At 71.4% G+C, this 19063-nt stretch carries 21 protein-coding genes and 1 pseudogene; 12 read left to right on the top strand and 10 right to left on the bottom strand.

Annotation, left to right across the window (positions count from 1 at the left end):
* Position 1: 1 nt before the first annotated feature.
* The gene (locus ACWD1U_RS26765; protein ID WP_451111206.1) at positions 2 to 1609 is read right to left on the bottom strand and encodes an alpha/beta hydrolase; all 1608 of its coding nucleotides are present in this window, start codon (positions 1607 to 1609) and stop codon (positions 2 to 4) included.
* Between the two features lie 476 nt (positions 1610 to 2085).
* Between ACWD1U_RS26765 and ACWD1U_RS26760 the strand changes: the two genes are divergently transcribed.
* The gene (locus tag ACWD1U_RS26760) at positions 2086 to 2697 is read left to right on the top strand and encodes a DUF3291 domain-containing protein (protein ID WP_451111205.1); all 612 of its coding nucleotides are present in this window, start codon (positions 2086 to 2088) and stop codon (positions 2695 to 2697) included.
* Here the strand turns inward: ACWD1U_RS26760 and ACWD1U_RS26755 are convergent.
* From ACWD1U_RS26755 to ACWD1U_RS26725, 7 genes are all read right to left on the bottom strand, one after another.
* A complete protein-coding gene (locus ACWD1U_RS26755) occupies positions 2606 to 3391 on the bottom strand; it encodes an urease accessory protein UreD (RefSeq protein WP_451111357.1) in 786 nt (261 codons plus the stop codon). The two genes, ACWD1U_RS26760 and ACWD1U_RS26755, sit on opposite strands and share 92 nt — an antisense overlap.
* On the bottom strand, positions 3388 to 4071 hold the full coding sequence (gene ureG / locus ACWD1U_RS26750; RefSeq protein WP_451111203.1) for an urease accessory protein UreG: 684 nt from the start codon (positions 4069 to 4071) through the stop codon (positions 3388 to 3390). Before ureG ends, ACWD1U_RS26755 begins: the two co-directional genes overlap by 4 nt.
* A gap of 59 nt (positions 4072 to 4130) precedes the next feature.
* On the bottom strand, positions 4131 to 4805 hold the full coding sequence (locus ACWD1U_RS26745) for an urease accessory protein UreF (RefSeq protein ID WP_451111202.1): 675 nt from the start codon (positions 4803 to 4805) through the stop codon (positions 4131 to 4133).
* A gap of 10 nt (positions 4806 to 4815) precedes the next feature.
* A complete protein-coding gene (locus ACWD1U_RS26740) occupies positions 4816 to 6537 on the bottom strand; it encodes an urease subunit alpha (RefSeq protein WP_451111200.1) in 1722 nt (573 codons plus the stop codon).
* Positions 6530 to 6841, bottom strand: coding sequence for an urease subunit beta (locus tag ACWD1U_RS26735; protein ID WP_451111199.1), 312 nt, complete (start codon positions 6839 to 6841; stop codon positions 6530 to 6532). The genes ACWD1U_RS26740 and ACWD1U_RS26735 overlap by 8 nt, the downstream gene beginning before the upstream one ends.
* Positions 6842 to 6854: 13 nt before the next feature.
* On the bottom strand, positions 6855 to 7157 hold the full coding sequence (locus ACWD1U_RS26730; RefSeq protein ID WP_328429229.1) for an urease subunit gamma: 303 nt from the start codon (positions 7155 to 7157) through the stop codon (positions 6855 to 6857).
* Between the two features lie 131 nt (positions 7158 to 7288).
* Positions 7289 to 7918, bottom strand: coding sequence for a TetR/AcrR family transcriptional regulator (locus tag ACWD1U_RS26725; protein WP_451111197.1), 630 nt, complete (start codon positions 7916 to 7918; stop codon positions 7289 to 7291).
* A gap of 125 nt (positions 7919 to 8043) precedes the next feature.
* Here ACWD1U_RS26725 and ACWD1U_RS26720 point away from each other — a divergent pair, with 125 nt between their 5' ends.
* The 5 genes and pseudogenes from ACWD1U_RS26720 to ACWD1U_RS26700 all read left to right on the top strand — a co-directional run bounded on the left by ACWD1U_RS26720 (position 8044) and on the right by ACWD1U_RS26700 (position 11666).
* A complete protein-coding gene (locus tag ACWD1U_RS26720) occupies positions 8044 to 9039 on the top strand; it encodes an ABC transporter permease (RefSeq protein WP_451111195.1) in 996 nt (331 codons plus the stop codon).
* The gene (locus tag ACWD1U_RS26715) at positions 9036 to 9611 is read left to right on the top strand and encodes an ATP-dependent Clp protease proteolytic subunit (RefSeq protein WP_451111355.1); all 576 of its coding nucleotides are present in this window, start codon (positions 9036 to 9038) and stop codon (positions 9609 to 9611) included. The genes ACWD1U_RS26720 and ACWD1U_RS26715 overlap by 4 nt, the downstream gene beginning before the upstream one ends.
* A gap of 7 nt (positions 9612 to 9618) precedes the next feature.
* Positions 9619 to 9925, top strand: a pseudogene (locus ACWD1U_RS26710) (hypothetical protein).
* 552 nt (positions 9926 to 10477) lie between these two features.
* On the top strand, positions 10478 to 10951 hold the full coding sequence (locus tag ACWD1U_RS26705) for a C40 family peptidase (RefSeq protein ID WP_451111193.1): 474 nt from the start codon (positions 10478 to 10480) through the stop codon (positions 10949 to 10951).
* Between the two features lie 82 nt (positions 10952 to 11033).
* Positions 11034 to 11666, top strand: coding sequence for a DUF6328 family protein (locus tag ACWD1U_RS26700; RefSeq protein ID WP_451111192.1), 633 nt, complete (start codon positions 11034 to 11036; stop codon positions 11664 to 11666).
* Positions 11667 to 11804: 138 nt separating this feature from the next.
* Here the strand turns inward: ACWD1U_RS26700 and ACWD1U_RS26695 are convergent, their stop codons facing one another.
* On the bottom strand, positions 11805 to 12263 hold the full coding sequence (locus tag ACWD1U_RS26695; RefSeq protein ID WP_451111190.1) for an ATP-binding protein: 459 nt from the start codon (positions 12261 to 12263) through the stop codon (positions 11805 to 11807).
* 212 nt (positions 12264 to 12475) lie between these two features.
* On the opposite strand from ACWD1U_RS26695, the gene ACWD1U_RS26690 reads away from it, so the two are divergent.
* Positions 12476 to 13336 carry a helix-turn-helix domain-containing protein gene (locus tag ACWD1U_RS26690; RefSeq protein WP_451111188.1) on the top strand — a complete coding sequence of 287 codons (861 nt, stop codon included), beginning with the start codon at positions 12476 to 12478 and terminating at the stop codon, positions 13334 to 13336.
* A gap of 9 nt (positions 13337 to 13345) precedes the next feature.
* The gene (locus ACWD1U_RS26685; protein ID WP_451111186.1) at positions 13346 to 13576 is read left to right on the top strand and encodes a DUF397 domain-containing protein; all 231 of its coding nucleotides are present in this window, start codon (positions 13346 to 13348) and stop codon (positions 13574 to 13576) included.
* Between the two features lie 52 nt (positions 13577 to 13628).
* On the opposite strand, the gene ACWD1U_RS26680 is transcribed toward ACWD1U_RS26685, so the two are convergent.
* Positions 13629 to 14756, bottom strand: coding sequence for an 8-amino-7-oxononanoate synthase (locus ACWD1U_RS26680; protein WP_451111184.1), 1128 nt, complete (start codon positions 14754 to 14756; stop codon positions 13629 to 13631).
* A 150-nt stretch (positions 14757 to 14906) separates the two neighbouring features.
* On the opposite strand from ACWD1U_RS26680, the gene bioB reads away from it, so the two are divergent.
* From bioB to bla, 4 genes are read left to right on the top strand one after another with little or no spacing between them, the layout of a single operon-like run.
* Positions 14907 to 16079 (top strand): biotin synthase BioB, encoded by a 1173-nt coding sequence (bioB, locus tag ACWD1U_RS26675; protein WP_451111182.1) that lies wholly within the window; start codon positions 14907 to 14909, stop codon positions 16077 to 16079.
* Positions 16072 to 17352 (top strand): adenosylmethionine--8-amino-7-oxononanoate transaminase, encoded by a 1281-nt coding sequence (locus ACWD1U_RS26670; RefSeq protein WP_451111180.1) that lies wholly within the window; start codon positions 16072 to 16074, stop codon positions 17350 to 17352. The genes bioB and ACWD1U_RS26670 overlap by 8 nt, the downstream gene beginning before the upstream one ends.
* A gap of 1 nt (position 17353) precedes the next feature.
* Positions 17354 to 18118, top strand: coding sequence for a dethiobiotin synthase (gene bioD / locus ACWD1U_RS26665; protein WP_451111178.1), 765 nt, complete (start codon positions 17354 to 17356; stop codon positions 18116 to 18118).
* 44 nt (positions 18119 to 18162) lie between these two features.
* Positions 18163 to 19062, top strand: a complete 900-nt coding sequence (bla, locus tag ACWD1U_RS26660; RefSeq protein ID WP_451111176.1) for a class A beta-lactamase — start codon at positions 18163 to 18165, stop codon at positions 19060 to 19062.
* Position 19063 lies beyond the last annotated feature (1 nt).

Here is a 19063-nt window from a genome sequence, read left to right as displayed (position 1 = left end):
CTTACGGCTTCGGGGTGGCGTGCGGCGCGCAGGTCACGTCCGCGCCGTCCAGCTTGCCGGTGAGCAGGTAGCTGTCCACCCGGGTGTTGATGCACGGGTTGGCCAGGCTGGTGACGCCGTGGGAGCCCGCGTCCTTCTCGGTGATCAGGCGGGAGCCCTTGAACCGCTTGTGCAGCTCGACGGCGCCCCCGTACGGGGTGGCCGCGTCACGCTCGGCCTGGACGATGAGCACCCCGGGCAGGCCCTTGCCGGTCCTGACGTTCAGCGGCGTCTGCTGCTTGACCGGCCAGGTGGCGCACGGCAGGTTCATCCACGCGTTGGCCCACGTCAGGAACGGATGGTCCTTGTGCAACCGTGTGTTGTCCCGGTCCCACGTCCGCCAGCTGGTGGGCCACTTGGCGTCGGCGCACTCCACGGCCGTGTAGACGGCGTTGCCGTTCTCCGAGGCCGCGTTGCCCGCCGTGTCGGACAGGTCGGGGGCGGCGGCGTCGACGAGCGCCTGGGTGTCGCCGGCGACGTACTTGCTGAAGACCGAGGCGACCGGGGCCCACTGGGAGTCGTAGTACGGGGCGCCCTGGAAGAAGGAGATGAGCTCGGCCGGGCCGACGACCCCGCCGATCGGGCTCTTCTTCGCGGTGGCCCGCAGCTCCAGCCACTTCGCCTGGACGGCGGCACGGGTGGTGCCGAGGTGGTAGGTCGCGTCGTTCTTCGCGACCCAGTCCTGCCAGTCCTTCCAACGGCCCTCGAAGGCGACGTCCTGGTCCAGGTTGGCCTGGTACCAGATCTTGTCCCGGGACGGGTTGACGACGCTGTCGACGACCATGCGGCGCACGTGGCCCGGGAAGAGCGTGCCGTAGACGGCGCCGAGGTAGGTGCCGTAGGAGACGCCCAGGTAGTTGAGCTTCTTCTCGCCGAGGGCGGCGCGGATGACGTCGAGGTCCCGGGCGGTGTTCGGCGTGGTCATGTGCGGCAGCATCCAGCCGCTGCGCTCGTAGCAGCCCTCGGCGTACTCGCGGGCCAGCTTGCGCTGGGCGAGCTTGTCGGCCTCGGAGTCGGGCACCGGGTCCATCTTGGGTGCCTTGACGAACTCCTGGGGGTCGACGCAGGAGATGGGCGTGGACTTCCCCACACCGCGCGGGTCGAAGCCCACGAAGTCATAGGCCTTGGCCGCGTTGGCCCAGATGGGGTTCTTGCTGGTGACCCGGGCCGGGAAGCGCAGTCCCGAGCCGCCGGGGCCGCCGGGGTTGTAGATGAGCGCGCCCTGCCGCTCGGCCTTCGTGCCGGTGTTGCCGATGCGGTCGACGGCGAGCTTGATCTGCTTGCCGTACGGCTTGGCGTAGTCGAGCGGCACGGTGACGTACCCGCACTGGATCGGCTTGGCCAGATTCCAGTCGGCGGGGCAGGCCTGCCAGTCGACGCCGGTCTTCGCGGCCCGGGCGGCGGCGATCGCGGCGCCCCGCGCCTCGCGGTCCTGGCCGTGGCCGGAGCCGCTGCTCGCGCTCGCGTTCGCCGTGGGCGCCGCGACGGCGCCGGCTATCAGCGTGGCCGTGACGAGCGCGCCGGCCGAACCGAGCGCCGCCGTCCGCCTCTTCGGTCTCGTACCCCTCAAGTGGGACCTCCCCGTACATCGTTGCGATCAGTACGGGGGATCCTCGCGGCTGTGAGGTGCCTGAGAACAGGGGTGGTAGCCCTTCTTTGCCAATCCGATAAACGGAGAAGTCATGCTGCTCTACGGACGCCTGCGATCCAGGCCTTGCCGTCAGGGGTGCGGATGGACACGGCGGGCTAACCGATCGGCCGAAGGGGATCACTGGTACCCCCGCAGCCTGCCCCGTCCGTCACCGGCCCCAGCCCCCGCGATGACCAGTGCAAGAGGCCACTTGGACAGGGAAAACGCAACTTCGACATGACCCGCGGAGGCAGCTACCTTCACCTGGTCTTCGGCGATCGCCCATGGTCGCACGGGAGTTCCGTAAGGCTGAGCCACCCGCGAGGGGATGAGTCGGTCACGCTCCACGAATCCTCGCCCCCATGCGTAAGCCACCGAACCGGGCCCACACCAGGCCCCCAACCAGGAAGAGACGCATGCCCCGTCTTGCGCTGTACACATTCGGCGTCCTGAAGTCACCTCTCGCCGATCCCGCACCTCTCACGCGTGAGTTCTGCGACATCGGTGAGGCCGTCTACCGGAAGATCAGTCAGCACCCCGGGTACCTCGCGCGTGCTGAAGCGCCAGACGGTGAACGGGGCATGCTCTTCGAGGCGGACTGGGGTGCATGGGGAGAGTTCGCCGTACCGACTTGGTACGGCAAAGGACATACGGTGGAAACCACCGCGCTGGCCGCGACCCTCTCACTCTGGACCGACCTGCGCCCCGCCTTCGACGCCGTCTACACCGGTCTGCACCGAGAGGCGCTGAACAGGCGTTACGACTGGTTCGAGAGGACAGGGCACCCGAATTACGTGATCTGGTGGGTCTCCGACGGCGTGATACCCACCTGGCAGGACGGGGTTTCCAGGCTGGAACACCTCCACGACCACGGCTCCGCGCCGCACGCCTTCACCTTCCACCACTCGTTCGCCCCGGAGGGAACTCCGACCAGGATCAAAGATTTCGGGCCGACCACTGAGCGAGAAACTCCAACGCCTCGTCGAGCAGGCGCCGCAGGCGCAGGGCGTCCGGCGCGACGGCGGTGACCAGTGCGGCGGGCCCGGCGAGCGGCACCACGCAGGCCCCCTCCCCCACCGTCCGGGCCGTCACCGGCTTCGTGGTGAACTCCGGCCGCACCACCACGAGTTGTCCGACAGCCCGGTGCCCGGCGAGTACAGCGGGCCCGTCCCAGCCGCCCGGTGCGCCGGGCCCGCAGGCCAGCTCCTGGTCGAGCACCACCCGCTCGGCGACCCGCACGGTCAGCCGGCTCGTCAGCCGCCCGGGTTCCTCACCGGTCCGCCCGAGCACCTGCTCCTCGCGCAGCACGAGCCGGGCCGTGGCGGCGAGGTCGACCCGGGTGGTGACGTACAGGTCACTGCCGCGGGCGGAGATCAACTGCTCGGGAAGCCAGCGCAGTTCGGCGTGATCGGCCACAGCGAGCCGGACGTCGTAGCGCGCCTCGCCCTTCGCCTGCCCCGGCAGCGCGATGGTCGCGGCGGCCGACCGCACGGTCAGCCGTGCGTCCTCCTCCACCCGCCCCTCCACGGTGAAGTGGTCCCCGCCGAGCGGCCCGCTCATCGCGCCGACCAGCATGACCCGCGCCTCGGGGCCGGTGGCCCGGGTGCGCCGCAGCGCCAGGGGACCGTCGCTCTCCAGCACGGGCAGCGAGGTCCCGCCCCGGCCGTCGGCGCGGGCGACGATCCGCGCAACGGACCGGACGCCCGCGCCGTGCGCGGTCATGCCGTCCACGCGGCGAGCTGGGCCCGCACCCACGCCGCGACCTCCGTCACGCCGGCCTCGCTGCGCAACGACTGGAAGACAACAGGCAGTTCGGCCCGCTGCGCCTTGGCGTCGGCGGCCATCCGCGCGAGGTCGGAGCCGACGTACGGGGCGAGGTCGGTCTTGTTGACGACGAGGAGGTCCGCAGTGGTCACGCCCGGCCCGCCCTTGCGCGGGATGTCGTCGCCCCCGGCCACGTCGATCACGAAGATCTGCGCGTCCACGAGTCCTTTGGAGAAGGTCGCGGTGAGGTTGTCGCCACCGGATTCCACGAGCACCAGATCCAGCGGCCCGACCGCGTCCTCGAGATCCTCCACCGCCTCCAGGTTCGCGGAGATGTCGTCGCGGATCGCGGTGTGCGGGCAGGCCCCGGTCTCCACGGCGGTGATCCGCTCGGGCGGCAACACGGCCTCCCGCAGCAGGAACTCGGCGTCCTCCCGGGTGTAGATGTCGTTGGTGACGACAGCGAGGGACAGCTCGTCCCGCAACGCCCGGCACAGCGCGGCGACGGTGGCGGTCTTCCCGGACCCCACGGGGCCGCCGAGTCCGATCCGCAGGGCGCGGCGACCGCCGTCGGGCCGGAGGGCGTCGGCGCTGACGGCCCCCGGGCCGTCGTGGGTGTGGGTGTGGTCGAGATGCATGAGCGCGGCTCCTTCGTTCTTGTATGACTGATTGGGGGGTGACCGGGGGGATCGACTGCCTAAGATGCGAACAGCCGTACAGGCCACCCCGCATGCGCCTCCGCGCCGATCTCCAGCAGCGGTGCCGACCCGGCCGGCAGCGCGTCGACCCCCTCGTCGACCACCTGCCGCGCCGCCTCCACCGCCCGGTCCGCCACCCGGTCCATCTCGGGCGCCAACCGGGCCAGCACCCCCGTCGCGTCGAAGGGGTCCAGACTCAGCAGCCGCACCGTCGCCGTGGCCGGCCCGCTCACGCTCTCGTACGCGGCACAGTACGCCGCGTCGACCGGACCCAGCCCCGCGGCCCGAGCCGCCAGCCCCAGCACCACCGGCTGATGGGCGCCTTTGGGGAACTCCCGCGCCAACGCGGCCAGTTCGGCGGAGGGCCAGGTCGCCCGGGCGGCCCGCATCAACTGCCGCCCCAGTTTCCGCGTGGCGGCCCGCAGTGCGGGTGAGGGTGTACGGGCGTCCGCCGCACGGTCCAGGGCGACCGGGTCGATGCCGAGCGCCGCGGCCGCCGCGAGTCCCGCCGCCGTCAGCCCCGCCGTGTGCAACCGGCCCCGGCAGAACTGCCCCAGACTCGCCGCCCCACTGATCCGTCCGGCCTTGACGGCCTCCTCGGCCCCACCGGAATGCGCATGCCCACCGGCGGGAAACCGCCCGTCGGCCAGTACGAGAAGCGCCGCACGCGACATCAGAACACCCTCAGAACAGGAAGTACCGCTGGGCCATGGGCAGCTCGGCCGCCGGCGAGGCCTCGACCAGTTGCCCGTCGACGTACACGGCGAAGCTGTCGGGATCCACCCGCACGTCGGGCCGCGCGTCGTTCTCCCGCATGTCGGCCTTGGTGACCCCACGCGTGGACTCGATCGCCACGAACCTCTTCCCGAGCCCCAGCCGCTCGGGCAGCCCGTCCTCGACGGCGAGGGGGGCGACGAAGTTGACGGAGTTGGAGGCGGGGGCCCGCCCGATCGCCCCGTACATCGGCCGCGGGAGGATCGGCTGCGGCGTGGGGATCGAGGCGTTGGCGTCGCCCATCTGCGCGTACGCGATCTGCCCGCCCTTGAGGACGAGCTGCGGCTTGACGCCGAAGAACGCCGGCTCCCACAGCACCAGGTCGGCCAGCTTGCCGCTCTCCACCGACCCGATCTCGCGGGCCAGTCCCTGGGCGAGGGCGGGGTTGATCGTGTACTTGGCGACATAGCGGCGTACGCGGTGGTTGTCGGCCCGCCCGTCCCCGGGCAGCGCTCCGCGGCGGCGCTTCATCACGTGCGCGGTCTGCCAGGTGCGCATGACGACCTCGCCCACGCGTCCCATGGCCTGGGAGTCGGAGGAGATGATCGAGATGGCGCCCATGTCGTGCAGCACGTCCTCCGCCCCGATCGTGGAGGGCCGGATCCGGGATTCGGCGAAGGCCAGGTCCTCCGGCACCGCCGGGTTGAGGTGGTGGCACACCATCAGCATGTCGAGGTGTTCCTCGGCGGTGTTGACGGTGAACGGCCGGGTCGGATTGGTGGAGCTGGGCAGCACGTACGACTCGGACACCACGGTCATGATGTCCGGCGCGTGCCCGCCGCCCGCGCCCTCGGTGTGGTACGCGTGGATGCCGCGCCCGGCGATCGCGGCGAGCGTGTCGCCGACGAATCCGGCCTCGTTGAGGGTGTCCGTGTGGATGGCCACCTGGATGCCCGTCTGTTCGGCGACGGTCAGCGAGGCGTCGATGACGGCCGGGGTGGAGCCCCAGTCCTCGTGCAGTTTCAGGCCGAGCGCGCCGCCCCGGATCTGCGACAGCATCGCCTCGTGGGAGACGGTGTTGCCCTTGCCGAGCAGGCCGATGTTCAGCGGGTGGGCTTCCATGGCCTCCAGCATCCGCGCCAGGTGCCAGGGACCGGGGGTCACGGTGGTCGCCTTGGATCCCTCGGCCGGGCCGGTGCCACCGCCGACGAGGGTCGTGATTCCCGAGGCCAGCGCCTCGTCGGCGATCTGCGGGCAGATGAAGTGGACGTGCGCGTCGATGGCGCCCGCCGTGAGGATCCGCCCGTTGCCGGCGATGATCTCGGTCTCCGGGCCGATGACCAGGTCCGGGTGGACGCCGTCCATGGTGTCCGGGTTGCCCGCCTTGCCGATGCCGGTGATCCGCCCGTCGCGGATGCCGATGTCGGCCTTGACGATCCCCCAGTGGTCGATGATCACCGCGCCGGTGATGACGGTGTCCGGGGTGCCTTCCGCACGTGTGGCACGGGCCTGGCCCATGGACTCGCGGATGACCTTGCCACCGCCGAACACGGCCTCGTCACCGGAGAGACCGGGACCGCCGGAACGATCCTCCTCGATTTCGACCAGGAGGTCCGTGTCGGCGAGCCGGATCCGGTCGCCGGTCGTCGGGCCGAACAGGTCGGCGTAGGCGGCACGCGAGATCTCAGGCATCGAGGGCACCTCCGGTCTCCCCGCGCAGACCGGGCACGACGCGGGCGCCGGTGAGCGGAACGAGTTCGACATCGACGGGGATCCCGGGTTCGAAGCGCACGGCCGTGCCGGCGGCGACGTTGAGCCGCTTGCCGTGCGCGGCGGCGCGGTCGAACTCCAGACCGGGGTTGGCCTCGGCGAAGTGGTAGTGGGAGCCGACCTGGACGGGCCGGTCGGCGGCGTTGAGGACGGTGAGGCGGGTGACCTCGCGGCCCTCGTTGTAGGCAATCGGCCCGTCGGCGAAAAGGATCTCTCCGGGAATCACGGCGGCGCCTCCGTCAGACGATCGGGTCGTGGACGGTGACGAGCTTGGTGCCGTCCGGGAAGGTGGCCTCGACCTGGACGTCGTGGATCATCTCCGCAATGCCCTCCATGACGTCGTCCCTGGTCAGGAGCTTGCGCCCGGAGGACATGAGCTCCGCGACCGTACGGCCGTCACGGGCGCCTTCGAGGATGTGCGACGTGATGAGCGCGACCGCCTCGGGGTGGTTGAGCTTCAGGCCGCGGGCCCGGCGCTTCTCCGCCACGTCGGCCGCCACATGGATCAGCAGTCGCTCTTGCTCGTGCGGGGTCAGTTGCACGTCCCACCTCACAGTCCTCGCTCCGGACCGTGCGGGGCCCGGGTTGCCGCAGCCCCGGGGAAAAGCCCTGGTGGCGTGGCGGCAGGCTAGTTGGACCGGGTTTCAGGGACGTTAACCGAGCTGTGATCCTTTCAGCTGCGCGTGCGCGGGTCACGCATGCTCGTCATCGCCCGGATCCCGTCCCGGAGGATCTCCGGCGGCATCTCCCCGAACACGGCCATCTGTGCCGCGAAGCCCTGCGCGAGGGCGATCATGACGCGTGCCATGGCGTCGGCGTCGGCGTCCCCGGAGATCAGGTCGGCGGCCTTGTAGCCCTCCACGACCTTCACCCATGCGGCGCGGACCCGGGCGTAGCCGGTGTGCATCAGGTCGGCCAGGTCCTCGTTGCGCAGGGTCTCCGTCCAGACCTGGAGCATCAGGCGAGGGAAGATCCACTGGCCGTCATGGACGACTCCGGGCCTGAGCTCCTTCAAGGTCGTGAGGAGCTTGGGGATCATCTCGTCGGGCAACGGTGGCGGGCTCTGCTCGGCCGCGCTCTCGAAGACGCCGCCCACGACGTCGAGGACCTCGCCGACGATCGCGGCGATCAACTCCTCCTTGCCGCTGAAGTAGCGGTAGACGGCCCCGGCGGAGAGTCCGACCTCCTTCAGCACGTCCTGCATCGAGGTGGCGTGGAAGCCGTTGCGGGCGAAGCAGAGCGCGGCGCCGTCGAGGATCTGACGGCGACGGGCGTCGAGGTGTTCCTGGGACACGCGAGCCATGGTCCACAACGTAAAACGAATATTCATTCTTGACAAGGGAGGACATGCGGAGCACGGTGGTGACAGAGCAAAAACGAACGATCCTTCTTTTTAGCGTCCCGTTCCGCTCGCCGACAGGAGCCCCCATGCCGTCCACCCGAACCCGCCACGTGATCGCGGTCGTCGTACTCGTACCCGTCCTCGCGACCCTGGCCTTGTGGGCCTTCGCCTGGCCGGCCGCTCGCACCGCCCCTCGCGACCTGCCGCTGGGCGTGGCCGGACCGCCCGCCGCGGCGACCCGGGTCGAGCGGCAACTGTTGCGGCACGAGGGTGCCTTCGAGATCCATCGCTACGCCGACGAGGCCGCCGCCCGGGACGCCGTCGAGGACCGGAGCGTCTACGGCGCGGTCGTGGTCACACCCCAGGGGCCCGAACTGCTCACCGCGTCCGCCGCGGGGCCGGCCGTCGCCCAGTTCCTGCGGCAGGCCGTGACACAGCGGGCCGCCGCCGAGGGCGCGCAGATGAAGACGGTCGATGTCGTGCCCACCCCGGCGGGCGATCCCCGCGGCGCGGCACTGAACGCCGCCGTGCTGCCGCTCAGCCTGGCCGGCATCGCGGCCGGCGCGGTGGTCACCCTGCTGGGATTGCGCGGCCTCCGGGCCGTGACGGCGCTGCTCGGCGCGTCCGCGCTGGTGGGCGTGGCCGCGGCGGGGATCGCACACAGCTGGCTCGGGGTCCTCACGGGCGACTGGTGGGCGGAGGCTGCGGTGCTCGGCCTGTCGGCGCTGGCCGTCAGTGGTGCCGTCGCCGGCCTCGCCGCCCTGGTCGGCACCGCCGGCGCCGGGATCGTGTCAGCCGTGGTGATGCTCATCGGCAACCCCTTCTCCGGCGCCCCCTCGGCCCCGCAGATGCTGCCGGAGCCGGCCGGCGCGATCGGCCAGTGGCTGCCGCCCGGCGCGGGCACGACCCTGCTGCGCTCGGTGACGTACTTCGACGGCGCGGCGGCGACCGGCCCCGCCCTGACCCTGACCTGGTGGGCGACGCTGGGCCTGGGCGCCGTACTGCTCGGCAGCTCACTGCGGGCACGGAAGGCGGGCAGCGAAACCGCGGCCGACGGGCGGGAACTGGCGACCGTCGGCTGACCCCCGCCCGCGGCAGAGCGACCGCACGCCCAGGGCGGATCGTCCTTATCGGGACGCCGGTGGACGAGACGTCGGCGAAGCATGTGATGGCCCGGTTCATGCACCTGGAGCACCAGGCTCCGGACCGCGACATCTCCCTTCGCATCGACTCGCCCGGCGGCGCGTTCCACGCGATGGCGGCGATCTACGACACGATGCGCTACGTCTCCTGCGTTGTGCAGACGATCTGCCTGGGCCAGGTCGGCGCCACCGCCTCGGTGCTGCTGGCGGCGGGCACCCCGGGCAGGCGGTCGGTGCCGCCCGACGCACGCCTGGTGCTCCATCAGCCCGCCCTGCCCGAGCCGGTCCGCGGACAGGCGAGCGATCTGACGATCCGGGCCGGGGAGTTGACGCGGGCCCGGGCCGGTACGGAGGAGAGGCTCGCGCGGCACACGGAGCGCACCCGGGAGCAGGTGAGCGCGGACATCGAGCGGGGCAAGGTCCTCACCGCCCAGGAGGGGGTGCGGTACGGCCTGGCGGACCGGATCGTCCCCGATCGCAAGGCCACCCTGGCCGTGCCGACCGGAAGGTGAGCCGGCGGTGCTGCCTCCCGAACCGACGCCGCTGCCCGCGCTGACGCACGCCGAGGCCGAGTTGATCGACCGTTACCTCGACGTCGTCGACCTGCTCGGACGGATCAATCCGGCACTGCCCGGCGACACCTACCGCGGACTGCGCGCGGCCCAGGCCCTGGTGGGCAAGGCGACCGGCTGCGTGACGCGCTCACCCTGATGCACCAGCGGGGGAGACGGAACTGCACCCCGGCACGCCGGCCCGGGCGCTGCGGGGGCTGGACGGCGAGCGGCGCACGGCCCGGGTCACGCTGCCCCCGGGGTCCGTCAGTTGAAGCGGATCCTCGGCCCGGAGGCGCGCCGGGTCGATCGGAGCGTCCGGCTCCGAGTCGAAACGGACCAAAAGACGTACCCCTGTCCGGAGTAGACGCTCCTCCAATTTTCGGGCCGCCGAAGTTGCGCAGCGCGCGTGGCCGAGGAGCGGAATAGGACATTCCACCGCTGGTCCGGCGGCCTGCGGGTGGGTGGACGGCGGTTCGATCGCAGACGTGTCCACCCGAACGGGTGAGTGGTGAGGAACAACACAAATCCACGGTTCCGTTGGGATTTCGGGACATCCATGAGTCAAGATCCCTGACTGACGACAAGCCCCCGCCACAGCGGCGGGGCGATCCGGGCGGACGCCGAGTCCTGCCGCCGCCCGGATGACCGGTCGACAGGAGTGGATCGGCAGGAGTGGAGGACCCAAGCACGACGGGTCGCCGGGACGGTCACGCCATGACCGGACCCGAGCAGCCCTTGGGGTGAAGCCGCGTCAGCGGCCGGGCAACTTCGCCAGCCCGAATCCGACAGGTCATCCTTCACAGGCGGCTGACGAAGGGTTGCGCATGACTGCGCTCAATCGTGTCCCGTCGCTCATGGTCCGGGCCGGTACGGCCTCGGCCCTCACCATCGCCGCCGTAAGCGGCTCGGTCGTGGCCCCCGGCTTCTCCTCCGAGGCCGCGGCAGCCACACCGGCGACCAAGGCACTCCAGATAGCGGCATCGAAGAAGGGATCGCCCTACAAGTACGGGGCCACCGGTCCGCACCGGTTCGACTGCTCCGGGCTGACGCTGTACTCGTTCAAGAAGGCGGGCAAGAAGCTCCCGCGCACGGCCGCCCAGCAGTACAACAAGACGCGCCACATCTCCGCCAAGAACCGCAAGGCGGGAGACCTGGTGTTCTTCCACTCGGGCAGCAACGTGTACCACGTGGGTATCTACGCGGGTAAGAACAAGCTCTGGCACTCCCCCAAGTCCGGGGACGTGGTGCGCCTGCAGAAGATCTGGACCAAGAGCGTCTGGTACGGGCGCGTGAAGTGATCCGCCCGGCGTGCGGCGGCGTTCCTCACACGCCGCCGCACGCCGGAGCGTGAGACGGGCCCGAGTGGATACCCGTCGAGGTATGGCCGAGCACCGTCCCTGCACCGCGCGCAACGAGACTCCACTGCAACGCGCCGACCGGAACTTCGTCGAGCTGCTCCAGGAACTCCGCGTCACCCAGACGGGCGTGCAGATCCTGTTCGCCTTCCTGTTGTCTCTCGCCTTCACCTCGCGCTTCGGGGACCTCGACTCGGTCCAGCGCGTCACCTACGTCGTCACGCTGCTGCTGGCGGTCCTGGCCGCGGCCCTCTTCACCGCGCCGGCCGCGCTGCACCGCTCCCTCTTCCAGCAGGGCGCCAAGCCGCGCATCGTGCAGGTCTCCTCGCGCCTGGCGACCACCGGTCTGGTCGTGCTGGTGTTCGCGTTCAGCGGTTCGGTCCTGCTGGTGGTGGATGTGACGACCGGCCGGGCCGGCGGAATCGCTGCGGGCGCGGGAACGTTCCTGGTCTGCGTCGGTCTGTGGGGTGTGCTGCCGCGGCTGGTGCGGCGAGTCGGGTCGCGCGGGAAGGCGGACGGGACCGCCCCCGAGAGCACTGGTGAGGAAACGCCCCAGGAGGACGTCAAGATCCCCGCGCCCTTGCGGCGCACCGTCATGCAGCCGTCGGTCGTCCGGGGAGGAGGGCGGCAACGGGAGGCGTCGGCCCGGCGCCACTGACACGCGCGGCAGCGGCCCGCAGGGGGCCTAAGAGGGCCCGGTAGCGACGGCCGGCGCCGGCGGGGGCCGCCGGTCGGACAGGCCGGGATGTGCCCGCACAGGGAGCGCGGAAGGCGCGAGCGCGGGACTGCGGGGCTCCTAGGGCTCCTGCTGGCCCGCCGCCGGCACGGGCTGGGCCGGGATCACCCACGGAAGTTCGATCGAGATGGTCTTGCCGCCCTCACGGGTGGGGCGGATCCGGAGTCTGCCGCCGCATTCCGAGGCCAGCCAGCGGATGATGACCAGGCCGCGGCCGTTGTCCTGCTGGACGGCGGCGGGCAGGCGTCTGGGGAAGCGGGGGTGGCTGTCCGTGACGCCGATGCGCAGGTGTTCGTCGCGGTCGAGTACGACGTCCACGGTGAACGTGGGCGACTGGCCGAAGGTGTGCTGGACGGCGTTGGTGGCGAGCTCGGAGATGATCAGCCGGACGGCGTCGGACACTTCCGTGCCCGCCGGCAGGCCCCACTCCGCCAGCGTGCCCACCACGTAGGCGCGCGCTGCGAAGACCGAGGCGGGATCGCTCGGCAGAGTGACGGATGCTTCCAGATGGTCTGCCATGGCGACGTCGTCCCTTTCCCACGGGACCGCAGTCCGACAAGGAGCGGATGGTTCGAGTACGGTCCCGGACTGGTGCTTCGTCGCCAGACTGCCACCAGAACACCCCGAAGGACGGCGATCCACCAAGATATGCATATATCTGTCGCTCAAAGCGGTGAACTCTGCGACGCGAGACCGTATTTGGGTGGCTCGGAAGGAGTAAGGAGGAGCCCATGCAGCACGGTCCCGCGGTGCGCCGCCGGAAACTGGGCGCCGAACTGCGTGCGCTGCGCACCTCGGCGAGGCTCACCAGCGGTGAGGCGGCCCGGCTGGTGGGCTGGCACCAGTCGAAAGTCAGCCGGATCGAGACCGGCACGAGCGGAGTGAAACCGGCCGATGTGCGGTTACTTCTCGACGTCTACGGTGTGGCGGACTCACAACTTCGCGAACTGCTCCTGGTGTTGGCCGGGGCCGAGGACGGTGGCGGCCAACATCACTGGTGGCACGCCTACCGCGGGGTGCTGCCGCCGACCTACCGCGACTTCATCAGCCTGGAGTCCCAGGCGACCGCGATGCGCACGCTGGAGACGACCGTCGTCCCGGGCCTGCTCCAGACGCCCGAGTACGCGCGTGCGGTGACGCAGGCCGCGGTGGAGAATCTGCCGGAGGACCGGATCGACACCCTGGTCGAGGTGCGGCTGGCCCGGCAGGACGTCCTGCGCGCGGATCCTCCCCTGGAACTGAGCGCCGTCCTGGACGAGGCGGTGCTGCGACGGGAGGTGGGCGGGCCCGGCGTCATGGCCCGGCAGCTGGAACGGCTGGTCGAGGCGGCGCGGCTGCCCCAAGTGCGGCTCCAGGTCCTGCCGTTCGCCGCGGGGGCGCACATCGGCGTCACCGGACCTTTCGTTATCTTCTCATTTCCGAGCACTTCTGATCTAGATGTGGTTGTTCTCGACCACTTGACGAGTAGCCTCTACCTCGAACGGAAAGAAGACCTCCAGGCCTACACGGAGGCCTTCAACGCCCTTCAGATCCACGCCCTCTCGCCCGAGGACTCGTTGGATTTCATCGCCGGGACAGCCGCCGGCGCGTAAGGAGGCACCATGCGTGCACTGCCTCGTCACGTCCCCTCAAGCATCGAACTGCACGGTGTGCGGTGGTTGCGCAGCAGCTACAGCACCGGCGCGAACAACTGCGTCGAGACCGCGTGTCCGGACACTCCGCCCTGGGCCGGACTCCTCGCCGTGCGCGACTCCAAGGACCCGGACGGGCCCGCACTGCTCTTCTCACCGGAGAGCTGGGCGGGGTTCACGGCCGCTGTGGACCGTATGTGAACCCCGCCTGATCAGTCCGTCATCGCGCGACGCACGGCCGTGTCACGCCGACTCATGGCCGCGCCTCGCCGATCAGCCGTACAGCGCGTTCGATCTGTTCACCGGTCAGGTCCGCGCGGGCGGTCAGCCTGAGCCGTGAGATGCCGTCGGGCACGGAAGGGGGACGGAAGCATCCCACGGCCAGGCCCGCCGCGCGGCACTCGGCCGCCCAGCGCACCGCGTCCTCGGCGGAGGACGCGCGCACCGAGACCACCGCGGCGTCCGGACGGACCGCTTCCAGACCCGCGGCGGTCAGGCGTGCGTAAAGCTCGCCCGCCACGGCCCGGGCGCGCGCGGCCCGCTCCGGTTCGCGGCGCAGCAGCCGCAGTGCCGACAGGGCCGCCCCTGCCGCGGCCGGGGCGAGACCCGTGTCGAAGATGAACGTCCGGGCCGCGTTGACCAGGTGGTCGACGACCCGTGCGGGTCCGAGGACGGCTCCGCCCTGGCCGCCGAGCGACTTGGACAGCGTGACCGTCGTGACGACGTCGTCCGCGCCGGAGAGTCCCGCCGCGTGCGGGGCGCCGCGGCCGCCGTCGCCCAGGACGCCCAGGCCGTGGGCGTCGTCGACCACGAGCCCTGCGCCCTGCTCGCGGCAGGCCTGTGCCAGCGCCGTGAGCGGGGCCGCGTCGCCGTCGACCGAGAAGACCGTGTCGGACACGGCGATCGCGGGTCCGTCATGCGTCCGGAGTGCCTTGCGCACCGCGTCCGGTTCGGCGTGCGCCACGACCTGTGTCGTTCCGCGGGCCAGCCGGCAGCCGTCGATGAGCGAGGCGTGGTTGCCCGCGTCGGAGACGATCAGCGAGCCGTGCGGGGCCAGCGCGGTGACCGCGGCGAGGTTGGCGGCGTAGCCCGAGGAGAAGACCAGGGCCGCCTCGAAACCGCAGAAATCGGCCAGTTCGCGTTCCAGCTCGGTGTGCAGTTCGGTGGTGCCGGTGACGAGCCGGGAGCCCGTGGAGCCGGCGCCCCAGACCCGTGCGGCCCGGGCCGCGCCCTCGGTGACCTCGGGATGGCGGGTCAGCCCCAGGTAGTCGTTGCTCGCCAGGTCGAGGAGCGGTGAGTCGGCCGGACGGGGGCGCAGTGCCCGTACGAGTCCGGCGTGGCGGCGCAGCTCCGCCTGCTCGTCGATCCAGCCGAACGCCATGGGTGGTCCTCCGGGGAATTTGTAGGCAGTGCACAGACACTAGCGGGACGCCCAGCAGGTCAGTGTGTGGCAATACCCACACCTCGAAGCGACTCTCTTGTGTGAAGTCTCCTTGGCCCCGAGCGGGTGCGTAGGACAGGATCGGCTCTCATGGACCTGCTGAACACGCTGGTGGACAAGGGGCTTCGGCGCGAGCTGCCGACCCGTGACGAGGCACTGGCCGTCCTCGCGACGTCCGACGACGACCTGCTCGATGTGGTGGCAGCGGCCGGGAAGGTGCGCCGGCACTGGTTCGGCCGACGGGTGAAACTCAACTATCTCGTCAACCTGAAGTCCGGCCTGTGCCCGGAGGACTGCTCCTACTGTTCGCAGCGGCTCGGCTCGACGGCCGAAATCCTGAAGTACACCTGGCTCAAACCCGACCAGGCGTCCGACGCGGCGGCGGCCGGTGTGGCCGGGGGCGCCAAGCGGGTCTGCCTGGTGGCCAGCGGGCGCGGTCCGACCGACCGGGACGTGGACCGGGTCTCCGAGACCATCAAGGCCATCAAGGAGAACAACGAGGGCGTCGAGGTGTGCGCCTGCCTCGGCCTGCTCTCGGACGGCCAGGCGGAGCGGTTGCGCGAGGCGGGCGCCGACGCGTACAACCACAACCTCAACACGTCCGAGGCGACGTACGGGGAGATCACGAGCACGCACACCTACGCCGACCGCGTCGACACCGTGCACAAGGCGCACGCGGCGGGCCTGTCCGCCTGTTCCGGGTTGATCGCCGGCATGGGCGAGACGGACGAGGACCTGGTCGACGTCGTCTTCTCGCTGCGTGAGCTGGACCCGGACTCGGTTCCGGTCAACTTCCTCATCCCGTTCGAGGGCACTCCGCTCGGCAAGGAGTGGAACCTGACCCCGCAGCGGTGCCTCAGGATCCTGGCGATGACGCGGTTCGTCTGCCCGGACGTCGAGGTGCGCATCGCGGGCGGGCGCGAGGTCCATCTGCGCACGATGCAGCCGCTCGCCCTGCACCTGGCCAACTCGATCTTCCTCGGTGACTACCTCACCAGTGAGGGCCAGGCGGGCAAGGCCGACCTGGAGATGATCGCGGACGCCGGGTTCGAGGTGGAGGGCACCGACCGGGTGACCCTGCCCGAGCACCGGGCCGGAGGCTGCCACGACGGCGGCGGAGTGTGCGGCCCCGAAGGTGGCGGAGCGTGTGGTTCCGACGCCGCGCCGCAGGTCGCCGAGGCACAAACGGCCGCCGAGCCGCGTACCGACCTGGTCGCCGTGCGCCGCCGGGGCGCCGGGACGGACCTCGCGCCCAATGCCTGAGCTGACGGTCCCCGAGCTGCTGGAGCTCGACCGGCGGCACGTGTGGCATCCGTACGGGCCGATGCCCGGCCGGCAGGAACCCCTTGCGGTGGAGTCGGCGAGCGGGGTGCGGCTCCGGCTCGCCGACGGCTCGGGAGAGCTCGTCGACGGGATGTCGTCCTGGTGGTCGGCGATCCACGGCTACAACCACCCGGTCCTGAACGAGGCCGCGCGCGAGCAGCTCGGGCGGATGAGCCATGTGATGTTCGGCGGGCTGACCCACGGGCCCGCCGTACGCCTGGCGAAACTCCTTGTCGACATGTCGCCCGATGGGCTGGAGCACGTGTTCCTCGCCGACTCCGGGTCGGTGTCGGTCGAGGTCGCGGTCAAGATGTGCCTGCAGTACTGGCGTTCGCTGGGCCGCTCCGGCAAGCAGCGGCTGCTGACCTGGCGCGGCGGCTACCACGGCGACACGTGGCAGCCGATGTCCGTGTGCGATCCCGAGGGCGGGATGCACGAGCTGTGGACCGGGGTGCTCCAGCGCCAGGTGTTCGCCGACCAGCCCCCGGCGGATTTCGAGGAGGCCTACGCCGCGCACCTGCGGTCACTGATCGAGCGGCACGCCGACGAGCTGGCCGCGGTGATCGTCGAGCCGGTGGTGCAGGGCGCGGGCGGTATGCGGTTCCACTCCCCCGCCTACCTGCGGGTGCTGCGCGAGGCGTGCGACGCGCACGACGTACTGCTGGTGTTCGACGAGATCGCCACCGGGTTCGGCCGCACGGGCGCGCTGTTCGCGGCGCAGCACGCGGCCGTGACGCCCGATGTGATGTGTGTGGGCAAGGCGCTGACCGGCGGTTACCTGACGATGGCGGCGACGATGTGCACCGCGCGGGTGGCCGACGGCATCTCGCGGGGCGAGGTGCCGGTGCTCGCGCACGGCCCGACCTTCATGGGCAACCCGCTGGCCGCGGCCGTGGCCTGCGCCTCGATCGAGCTGCTGCTCGGGCAGGACTGGCTCGCCGAGGTCAGGCGGATCGAGACGGGGCTGCGGGACGGGCTCGCGGCGGCCTCGGACCTGCCGGGCGTGAAGGACGTACGGGTTCTCGGCGCCATCGGGGTCGTGCAGCTGGACCACGCCGTGGACATGGAGGCGGCGACGGCGGCGGCCGTACGCGAGGGCGTGTGGCTGCGGCCGTTCCGCGATCTGATCTACACCATGCCGCCGTACGTGACGGGTGACGCGGACGTGGCGCGGATCGCGCGGGCCGTGTGCGCGGCGGCACGAGAGGGATGACATGCCGGTACTGGTGATCACGGGCACGGGCACGGAGGTCGGCAAGACGGTCGTGACCGCCGCCGTCGCCACGACAGCGCTGGCGGCCGGCCGTACGGTGGCCGTGCTGAAGGCCGCGCAGACGGGTGTAAGGCCGGACGAACCGGGGGACGCCGCAGAGGTCGCGCGCCTCGCGGGCCCCGTGACGACGGCCGAACTCGCCCGGTACCCCGACCCGTTGGCCCCGGCCACCGCCGCCCGCCGGGCCGGCCGCGCCCCGGTGCATCCGCACGAGGTCGCGGAGGCCGCCGCCAAGCTGGCCACCGAGCACGACCTGGTGCTGGTCGAGGGGGCGGGCGGGCTGCTCGTACGGTTCGACGCGGCCGGCGGCACCCTGGCGGACGCGGCCGGGCTGCTGTCGGCGCCGGTGCTGGTCGTGGTGCCGGCGGGGCTCGGCACCCTGAACGCGACGGAGCTGACGGCGCGTGAACTGCGCTCCCGGAGGCTGGACCTGGCAGGGATCGTGATCGGCAGCTGGCCCGCCGAGCCGGATCTCGCCGCGCGCTGCAACCTCGCCGACCTGCCGGAGGTGGCCGCAGCACCCCTGCTGGGGTCGGTTCCCGCCGGGTCGGGGGCCCTCTCCCCCGCCGAGTTCCGGTCGTCGGCTCCGCACTGGCTGGCGCCGCGCCTGGACGGCATGTGGGACGCGGAGGCGTTCCGGGTGCGGGAGGCGCCCGGGCGTCCTGAGCGCCCCGGTGTGCGCGCGGTGGAACCGGCGCGAGCGTGATCGCGTGTTGAACCACGTACGTGATCACCTCCGAAGGGACCACCTTGCACGCGAAGCACTTACGCCCGTCCCGCCGTACGGCCCTCGCTCTGGGCGCGGCCGCCGCTCTCTCGCTGGGCGGCGGCACGGCCCACGCGTCGACCGGCGCGGGCGGCGTCACCGCGCGGCTGAGGGAACTCGAGCAGGAGCACACCGCCCGGCTGGGCGTGTACGCGCGCAATGTGCGCACGGGCCGGACGGTGGCGTACCGGGCCGGCGAACGCTTCCCGATGGCCTCGGTGTTCAAGACGCTGGCGGCGGCGGCCGTCCTGCGCGACCTCGACCGCGACGGCGAGTTCCTGGCCAGGCGCGTCCATTACACCCAGGACTACGTCACGAGGTCGGGGTACTCCCCCGTCACCGAGGACCACGTCGCGACCGGCATGACCGTCGGGGAACTGTGCGACGCCACCATCCGCTTCAGCGACAACACCGCGGGCAACCTCCTGCTGGAGGAGCTGGGCGGGCCGACCGCCGTCACGCGCTTCGCCCGCTCGGTCGGTGACCGGGTCACACGGCTCGACCGCTGGGAGCCCGAGCTCAACTCCGCGGAACCATGGCGCGTGACCGACACGACCTCCCCGCGCGCCATCGGCCTGACCTACGCCCGTCTGGTGCTCGGCGACGCGTTGGAGCCCCGGGACCGGGCACGGCTCACGGACTGGCTGCTCCGCAACACCACGAGCAGCGAGAAGTTCCGCAAGGCCCTGCCGGCCGACTGGCTGATCGCCGACAAGACCGGCGGAGGGCGGCACGGCGGCAACAACGACGTGGGCATCACCTGGCCGCCGGACGGGACGCCGATCGTGATGTCCGTTCTGACCACCCAGCCGGAGGAGGACGCCCCGGCCGACAATCCGCTGGTGGCCCGGACGGCCGAGCTGCTGGCGGCGGAACTCGCCTAGG

The organism is Streptomyces sp. NPDC002788 (assembly GCF_053592115.1).
The sequence above is the reverse complement of the archived record's forward strand: the minus strand, read 5'-3'. Positions and strand labels throughout refer to the sequence as shown.